Below are 7,554 nucleotides of genomic sequence, written 5' to 3'. Positions count from 1 at the left end.
GGCTTCGCGATCCTGATCGGCCGCTGGAAGACACTGCGACACACCACGGTCAGCCCACGCCGGATCGGCGATATCGTCGCCGCCGCGCTGCACCTAACCCACTACGAATACAAATACCTATCCGGATCTTGTTGAGATCAGGTCACTGCGTGGCATGAAGCTTATTGAGCGTTCAGCATCGGACTATAAACTAATGCAGCAGGCCAAGAAGCGAGGAGTACCTAAACGACAGTTGCCAAGCTTTAGAGTTGTGGTTCCAAAGGCTCCTTCGATGATCAACCCCCTGGCCGGCAGCAGCGCTGTCGTAGCTAGTCAGAGCGTGCCCGAGATCGGCGCCGAGCTTCCCATGCCAAACACGGCGGAGGTATACGTGGGAAACCTGCCGTCTACCGTATCGGAAAAGCAATTGACGGAAGCCATTGGAGAGTATTGCGATGTCGAATCGATAAAGTTCCCAGGTCGGACCATCTCAGGAAATGGCGGATTCGCCTTCGTTGTAATATCTCCATCCTCCTCACTTGCGCAAGTCATCAAAGAGATGGACGGCTTGCGCATCGGTGGACGGCGAATTCGCGCGCAAGTGCCAAGAAGAATTTCCGGGGCAACGAAGCCGTAGTCGCAAATCCGCTGATCAGCGGCAACACCGACTCAACGGGATTGGGCAGCTCAGACACATACTTCATCTTGCTGCAAGCTGCTTGATCTACCTTACCGCGACCGCAGCGCCCTGCGGATTCCCGCGTCCAATTACCCGGCGGCGGTCTCGTCGGACGTCTTCAGCGCCTCGTCGATGCGGTGGTAACCGCTTTTCGTCCCACTGGACTGAGTTCGCTCAATTGCTTATCTGCAATCATCAGTTATGGCTGCGCCCGGGCACGGCAACCGCAAGCACCACCAGAAGGCTGCCAACACTAACGAGAAACTTACGGAAGTCAGTAAATTGAAGCGTCGGGATTGCCAGGACCTACCAGCATCTAACCTTACCCAACAGGCGACGACCCTTCCCAACATATCGGGAAGGGTCGTCGTCATTTAAGCTATGGGCACGATTGTTTGAATAGGGGCTGGCGCCCGGCCGGCGACCAACCCTTGCCTATGCAAGCATGCAGCGATTCGGACTAGAGGACGTGAAATTCGCGTTCGCGGCCATCACGAGCCCGAACCACGAACGTCCCGCCGTCTCGGACAGTGTCATGGTAGAGCGCATAAAGTTGAATCGATCTGTTTATGGCATCGGTGCGCGACTCCCCCGTAAATCCGCACACCTCCTCCAGTCGATCCATCACGCGCGCCAGCAGGTTGACCGTTAGCTTCACTGGGCCGCGCCGTCCCCGAGACCTTGGGGGAGCGGTCGGAGGTGGAGTTACGGCCTCAGCATCCTGCGGCGGTGGGGCTTCTAGGTTGGTGGACTTGGATTTGCGCTCGTCCAGCTCGAGGCTCATCGCGGTCTCCTCCAGGTGCGTCACGGTGGCGGCTGGGAGGTTGTTGCCTTACCAGCGCCCTACAAACATCGGTGTATCGCAGGGCCTCATGCCATCATCATGCATCAACGATCAAGGTCATGGTGATCAACTGCCCATCCTTCCATCCTCGGAACTTACCTAAAGACTCCCGGCAGTTCTTCGAATAATGCGAAGAATACTACTAGAAGTCCCCTTGTCGATCACGCTGCGTGCACGTATATGACTCAGAATCTACAAGCTCTACGCCTTCGACTGCGTAGGCAGGCGGCAAGCCGCTCTGCCTGTGACACGGATCACACCATGTCACCGTACGCGCGTTCGAAGGCCTGCATCGGGCGGGTGTACGGCGCGTCGCGGGCGTGTGTACGGGATCCGACAGCCACTCCGGTAGCCTCATCGTCCGGGGGTCAGAGCTGGCGGGGGGTCGGCGCGGACTCGGCGATGGTGACGCGAAAGGCGCAGACGCGTGGAAGAAGGGGGGTCCCGGTGACAAGTTCATCGGGTGGGAATGACGGATTCGGCCTGCCGACAGGTCCTTTAGGACCGAGGTCAGAGGCCGCGTCTGGGGCCGCGGCGGGTGCGACAGCCGCCGAGAGGGTGGACCTCACGGAGGAAGAAGGGCTGTACACCCAGCGCGCTTACGCACGGTTCGGCTTCGGTGACTGGGTTGAAGGCGGCTTCGGTTTTCGCCTGTCCAGCCCTATGACGGTTGTTTTCCTGGCCGTGTTCGGTTGCGTCGGACTCGGATTCTTCGCTTGGGCGATGCGAAGCAGCTCACATCAGGGGTGGATTCTCTTCAGCGTGATGGTCATGGCGATGGCTGTCCTAGCTGGTGCTGTGTGGTTCGCTCGGTACTTGGTGAAGCACGAGAAGCACGGGAAGGCCTGCGTCACCGAAACCCGGGACGCCGCAGGTCATCAGTGCATAACCACAAACAAGACCATCTCGCGGACCTCGGGGTCCAAGCGCAAGCCCAGCGCGCGAGGCAAGGGTCAGCGCGGCCGGTACGGCCGGAACTGATGATCTAGATTCCCGGATCAAATTCTCGATCCCCCCTTGGCGCGCCAAAAGCGTCTCCTTGGGGGGCGACCCTCTCACCGCGGCCCCGCCAGGATCGCGGTTTTGCTGTATTTGACACCGAAGCACGCAGCCTCGACACCGCGCGGCAACGAGCGACTGTCGTCCCGGAATTTCGCTGGTCAGCGACCCACGAGCACCTGTCTTGAAGACCGGTGAGGCGTTCCGCGTCTCCGCGGATTCGAATCCCACGCCCCCCGCTCAGCTCAGCCGATGTCGGAGCGCCCGTCACTACCTGCTGGCGGTCGGTTCCGGCAGGTACCGTGCTGCCCATGCCCATGTCGGCCGAGGAGCTGCGCGACGCGACGTGCATTGCCTGTCCGGCGCAGGTGCTTCGGCTGGGCGAGTTCGACGTCATCGACCGCCCCGGTGCTGGGAGTCGCTACGACCCCGAACTCGGCTACCGGGTGGAAACAGCCACTGACACGGCGGTCTGCGTGCACCCGTACCGGGTCGGCCTGCCGGTTGGCACCTACTGCTCCACGGGGATGCCGGTGCCGGCCGCCACCCAGGATCCGCTGGCACCGACACGTGAAGCGTTGGAGCTGCCTCAGGACGTGGTCGACCTGGAGGCGTGGATCATTGCGGTGTTGCGTGCCGCCGGGCCCGGCCGCATAACCCAGGCGCTGGGCGCCGCCGAGGCCCTGGCCGCCGAACGCTTCGGTGAGCGCGACGTCGTGACCGCCATGCGCCGGGTGCTGACGGTGGAGCTGGCACGCCAGCACTGAATCCCAGGCGTAGAGCCGCCGGTCTAGCATCGGACCCCGTGATCGTATGGCTGAACGGCACCCATGGCGCCGGCAAGACCACGACCAGCAGGCTCGTCCAACCCCTCATCCCCGGCTCTCGTATCTTCGACGCCGAGAAGGTCGGGGAGACGCTCATGGATATCAACCCCGGTCTGCCCGGCACCGACAACTTTCAGCACTGGCCGCCCTGGCGGCAGCTCGTCGTCGATACCGCCCGCCGCGTCCTCGACTACACCGGTGGCGTTCTTGTCATGCCCATGACCGTCCTCGTCGAGCAGTACTGGCGCGAGATCAGCGCCGGCCTCGCCCACCACGCCATCCCGGTCCGGCACTTCGTCCTGCACGCCGACCAGGACACCCTCCGCGCGCGGATCGCGGCTGAGCACCCCGTGCCCTCGCCGTTCCGCCTGCAATACCTCGAGCCCTACGCCGAGGCCGCCCGCACCTGGCTGCACAGCGCCGCCGAGGTTGTCGACACCACGCATCTCACGCCCGCTCAGGCCGCGATGCGGATCGCGGCGGCCGTCACGCCGGCGGGTTGATGATCATTTGGGGGCCCCTGCCGCGGGTTGCCAGTTGGTCGTCCGGGTTGATGAGTTGGCAGCGTTGCAGGCTCAGGCAGCCGCAGCCGATGCAGCCCGTCAGCTGGTCGCGCAGCCTTTCCATGACGGTGATGCGTTCTTCCAGCTTGCGGCGCCATCGGGCGGACAAGCGCGCCCAGTCCGCCTTGGTCGGCGTGCGGTTCTCCGGCAGTTGGGCCAGCGCCTCGCGGATCTCCTCCAGCGAGACGCCCACCTGCTGGGCGATCCGGATGAACGCCACCCGGCGCAGCTCGTGCCGCTCGTAGCGGCGCTGGTTGCCGCCCGTGCGGGTCGAGCGGATCAGGCCCTCCCGCTCGTAGAAGCGCAGCGCCGACTGGGCCACGCCGCTGCGGGCCGCCATGTCGCCGATGGTGAGCAGCTCCACAACCGACTTCCTTGAGTTGAAGTGAACTTTAACTTGCAGGCTGAGGATATGACCACGACAGCGGTAAGACCAGATCTGCTCGGCACCCTGCTGACCCGGCTCACCGGCGACGAGAAGCACGCGCCCAGCGCCCATTCGACGCTTGATGTGCTGTGGGTGCTCTATGACCGGATTCTGCGGGTCTCTCCCGACACCGTGGACGCGCCGGACCGCGATCGGTTCCTGCTCTCCAAGGGGCACGGACCGGCCGGCTACTACGCCGTTCTCGCCGCCAAAGGGTTCTTTCCGGTCGAGTGGCTGGACGATCTCGGCGGGCCGGGGAGCCGGCTCGGGCATCATCCCGACCGGGTGCTGATTCCCGGTGTGGAGATCGGCACCGGGTCGCTGGGGCACGGGCTCGGCCTGGGCGTCGGCACCGCGCTCGGCCTGCGCGCGCAGGGTTATGACGCTCGGACGTTCGTGCTGCTCGGCGACGCCGAGCTGGACGAGGGGTCGAACCACGAGGCCATCGCGTACGCGGCCGCCGCCCGGCTGGATCTGCTCACGGCGATCGTCATCGACAACCAGTCGTCGACGCACGGCTGGCCCGGCGGGATCGCGAGCCGCTTCCCGGGCTGGATGACCTCCCTTGTGGATGGTCGCGATCACGATGCCATCGAGTTCGCCCTGCGGCAGCGGGATCGGGACCGGCCGCACGTCGTCGTCGCCACCGTCGAGAAGAAGGGCTGAGGATCATGCGAGAGACCTTCGTCGCCACCACCACCGCGCTGCTGGAGGAGGACCCGCGGACGGCCGTGGTGCTCGCCGACATCTCCGGGGACGCGTTCGCGCCCGCGCGGCGCAGACATCCGGACCGGGTGATCAACGTCGGCATCCGCGAGCAGCTGATGGCCGGCGTCGCCGGTGGGCTCGCGCTCACCGGGCTGCGGCCGTACGTGCACTCGTACGCGCCGTTTGTGATCGACCGGGCCTACGAGCAGATCAAGCTTGACCTCGGGCACCAGGACGTCGGGGCGGTGCTGGTCAGCATCGGCGCCTCGTACGACGCGTCCAGCGAGGGTTACACCCATCAGTCGCCGGGTGACGTCGCCCTGCTGGACACGCTCGAGGGCTGGACCGTGCACGTGCCGGGCCACCCGGACGAGGTGCCGGCGCTGCTGCGCGCCGCCGCGCGGACCGACGACCGGATCTACGTGCGGCTCTCGTCGCAGCAGAACAATCGGGCGTACGCGCCGACGGACGGCCTCCAGGTGATCCGGCGCGGGTGGGCCGGGGCGCCGGTGGTGCTGGCCGTCGGGCCGATGCTCGACCCGGTGCTCGCCGCCACCGCCGAGCTGGATGTCACGGTCGCGTACACGCTGACGCCGCGGCCGCTCGACACCCGCGGGCTGCGTGACCTGGTCAGCCGCGAGGTCGTGGTGGTGGAGCCGTATCTCGCGGGTACGTCGAGCCGGACGGTGGCGGCGGCGCTCTCCGACGTACCGCATCGGGTTTTGCATCTCGGGGTGGGCCGCGCGGAGCAGCGGCGTTACGGCACCCCCGCCGACCATGCGCGGTGGCACGGCCTGGACCCGGCAGGGTTGCGCGCCTCGATCGGCGCGTTCCTGGCGGCAGGCCGGGCCTAAGCCGCGGCAGGGATCGCGGCGGGGGTGCGGCGCTCGCGGAACACGTGCTTGAGCATGCCGTCGAAGTGCCACACCTGCTCCGGCTCGGCCAGCCGCATCCGGAACCGCTCGCGGACGCCGTCCACCGCGGTCGCCGCGATGTCGACCGCGGCGGAGCGCAGGTCCGGGCTCCAGGTCACGTCGCTCAGGTGCCGCAGGTTGGCGTTCAGGTGCAACCGCAGCCGGTGCAGCACCCGGGTCTCCTGGGTGATCACCAACCGGCGGTACGTGAGCAGTAGTAGGAAGTCTCCGGCGAGCGGCCGGTCCGGACTGACGCACCGGGTGACCAGCACCGTGGCATCGTCGGGCTCCACACAGCGGCGGAGGATGGGCATGTGCCGGCTCACGGTGGCGATCGCGACCCCGGCTTCGGCGGCGGCTGGCAGGAACGTACGGGAGAACACGTCCATGTGGCGTTTAACGGTGGCCGTCCGGGGAAGCATCGGGGAAGTCACGATGAATATCGAATTACAGAAGCTCGACCACCGTGGCGTTGGCCATTCCGCCGCCCTCACACATCGTCTGCAGGCCATACCGGATGTTCGTCCGTCGCATGTGGTGCAGCAGCGTGGTCATGAGCCGCGCGCCGGATCCCCCGAGCGGGTGACCCAGGGCGATCGCGCCGCCGTTCGGGTTGAGCCGGGACGGATCGGCGCCGGTCTCCGCCAGCCAGGCCAGCGGCACGGGCGCAAATGCCTCGTTCACCTCGTACACCCCGATCTCGTCCAGGGTGAGATCCGCCTGGGCGAGCGCCTTCGCGGTGGCCGGGATCGGCGCGGTCAGCATGATCACCGGATCGGCGGCCGCGACCACCGCGGTGTGCACCCGGGCCAGCGGGCGCAGGCCGTGCGCGGCCGCCCAGCGTGAGGTGGTGACGGCCAGGGCGGCGGCGCCGTCGGAGATCTGCGACGCGGAGCCGGCGGTGACCACCCCGTCGGGCTTGAACGGCGTCTTGAGCGCACCGAGCTTCTCCAGCGTGGTGTCCCGCCGGATGCCCTCGTCCCGGGTGACGTCGGCGACCGGGACGATCTCCTCGTCGAACGCGCCGGCGTCCTGCGCCTGCGCGGCCTTGGCGTGGCTGTCCAGCGCGTACTCGTCCAGTTGCCGGCGGCTGAAGCCCCACCGCTCGGCCATCATCTCGGCGCCCACGCCCTGGTTGAACACGGTGCTGCCGTAGCGCTCGGCGATCGCCGTGCCGTACGGGTCGGCGCCGGCCGCGCTGGAACCCATCGGCACCCGGCTCATCGACTCGACGCCGCCGGCCACCACCAGGTCGGCCTGCCCGGACAGCACGGTCGCCACCGCGAAGTGCAGCGCCTGCTGGCTGGACCCGCACTGCCGGTCCATCGTCGTGCCCGGCACCGACTCGGGCCAGCCGGCCGCCAGCACCGCGTTGCGGCCGATGTTCCACGACTGCTCACCGACCTGGGAGACACACCCCCACAGGACGTCGTCGACGTCCGCCGGGTTGATGCCCGTGCGCTCGGCCAGCGCCCGCAACACCACCGCCGACAGGTCCACCGGGTGCACCGGCGCCAGTCCTCCGTTGCGCCGCCCTACCGGCGTCCGCACCGCCCCCACGATCACCGCGTCTCGCATACTGCCGACGGTACGCCGGGCTGCCATAGTGGTGAC

10 protein-coding genes are annotated in these 7,554 nt (G+C 66.8%); 6 read left to right on the top strand and 4 right to left on the bottom strand.

The features are described 5' to 3' along the window. Window positions 1–154 precede the first annotated feature (154 nt). Window positions 155–616 carry an RNA recognition motif domain-containing protein gene (locus ACIBQZ_RS32725; protein WP_396092693.1) on the top strand — a complete coding sequence of 154 codons (462 nt, stop codon included), beginning with the start codon at window positions 155–157 and terminating at the stop codon, window positions 614–616. A 502-nt stretch (window positions 617–1,118) separates the two neighbouring features. Here the strand turns inward: ACIBQZ_RS32725 and ACIBQZ_RS32720 are convergent. Continuing rightward, a complete protein-coding gene (locus tag ACIBQZ_RS32720; protein ID WP_396092692.1) occupies window positions 1,119–1,442 on the bottom strand; it encodes a hypothetical protein in 324 nt (107 codons plus the stop codon). 618 nt (window positions 1,443–2,060) lie between these two features. On the opposite strand from ACIBQZ_RS32720, the gene ACIBQZ_RS32715 reads away from it, so the two are divergent. From ACIBQZ_RS32715 to ACIBQZ_RS32705, 3 genes are all read left to right on the top strand, one after another. Beyond that, window positions 2,061–2,483, top strand: coding sequence for a hypothetical protein (locus tag ACIBQZ_RS32715; RefSeq protein ID WP_396092691.1), 423 nt, complete (start codon window positions 2,061–2,063; stop codon window positions 2,481–2,483). Between the two features lie 329 nt (window positions 2,484–2,812). Next, entirely contained in the window at window positions 2,813–3,268 is a 456-nt protein-coding gene (locus ACIBQZ_RS32710) for a hypothetical protein (protein WP_396092690.1), read from the top strand. Window positions 3,269–3,306: 38 nt separating this feature from the next. Further along, window positions 3,307–3,831: an AAA family ATPase gene (locus tag ACIBQZ_RS32705; protein ID WP_396092689.1), complete on the top strand. Its 525-nt coding sequence runs from the start codon at window positions 3,307–3,309 to the stop codon at window positions 3,829–3,831. Here the strand turns inward: ACIBQZ_RS32705 and soxR are convergent. After that, window positions 3,815–4,255, bottom strand: coding sequence for a redox-sensitive transcriptional activator SoxR (gene soxR, locus ACIBQZ_RS32700; protein ID WP_396092688.1), 441 nt, complete (start codon window positions 4,253–4,255; stop codon window positions 3,815–3,817). The two genes, ACIBQZ_RS32705 and soxR, sit on opposite strands and share 17 nt — an antisense overlap. A gap of 48 nt (window positions 4,256–4,303) precedes the next feature. Between soxR and ACIBQZ_RS32695 the strand changes: the two genes are divergently transcribed. Both ACIBQZ_RS32695 and ACIBQZ_RS32690 read left to right on the top strand, forming a co-directional pair. Further along, complete coding sequence (locus ACIBQZ_RS32695) at window positions 4,304–4,984, top strand: transketolase (protein ID WP_396092687.1); 681 nt, start codon at window positions 4,304–4,306, stop codon at window positions 4,982–4,984. 5 nt (window positions 4,985–4,989) lie between these two features. Then, on the top strand, window positions 4,990–5,880 hold the full coding sequence (locus ACIBQZ_RS32690; RefSeq protein ID WP_396092686.1) for a transketolase family protein: 891 nt from the start codon (window positions 4,990–4,992) through the stop codon (window positions 5,878–5,880). On the opposite strand, the gene ACIBQZ_RS32685 is transcribed toward ACIBQZ_RS32690, so the two are convergent. Both ACIBQZ_RS32685 and ACIBQZ_RS32680 read right to left on the bottom strand, forming a co-directional pair. Next, window positions 5,877–6,329 carry a hypothetical protein gene (locus ACIBQZ_RS32685; RefSeq protein WP_396092698.1) on the bottom strand — a complete coding sequence of 151 codons (453 nt, stop codon included), beginning with the start codon at window positions 6,327–6,329 and terminating at the stop codon, window positions 5,877–5,879. The genes ACIBQZ_RS32690 and ACIBQZ_RS32685 overlap by 4 nt on opposite strands. Window positions 6,330–6,387: 58 nt before the next feature. Further along, a complete protein-coding gene (locus ACIBQZ_RS32680) occupies window positions 6,388–7,518 on the bottom strand; it encodes a thiolase family protein (protein WP_396092685.1) in 1,131 nt (376 codons plus the stop codon). Between the last annotated feature and the right edge of the window lie 36 nt (window positions 7,519–7,554).

Origin of the sequence: Actinoplanes sp. NPDC049599 (assembly GCF_044465625.1) — a bacterium.
Classification (GTDB): domain Bacteria; phylum Actinomycetota; class Actinomycetes; order Mycobacteriales; family Micromonosporaceae; genus Actinoplanes.
The sequence above is the reverse complement of the archived record's forward strand: the minus strand, read 5'-3'. Positions and strand labels throughout refer to the sequence as shown.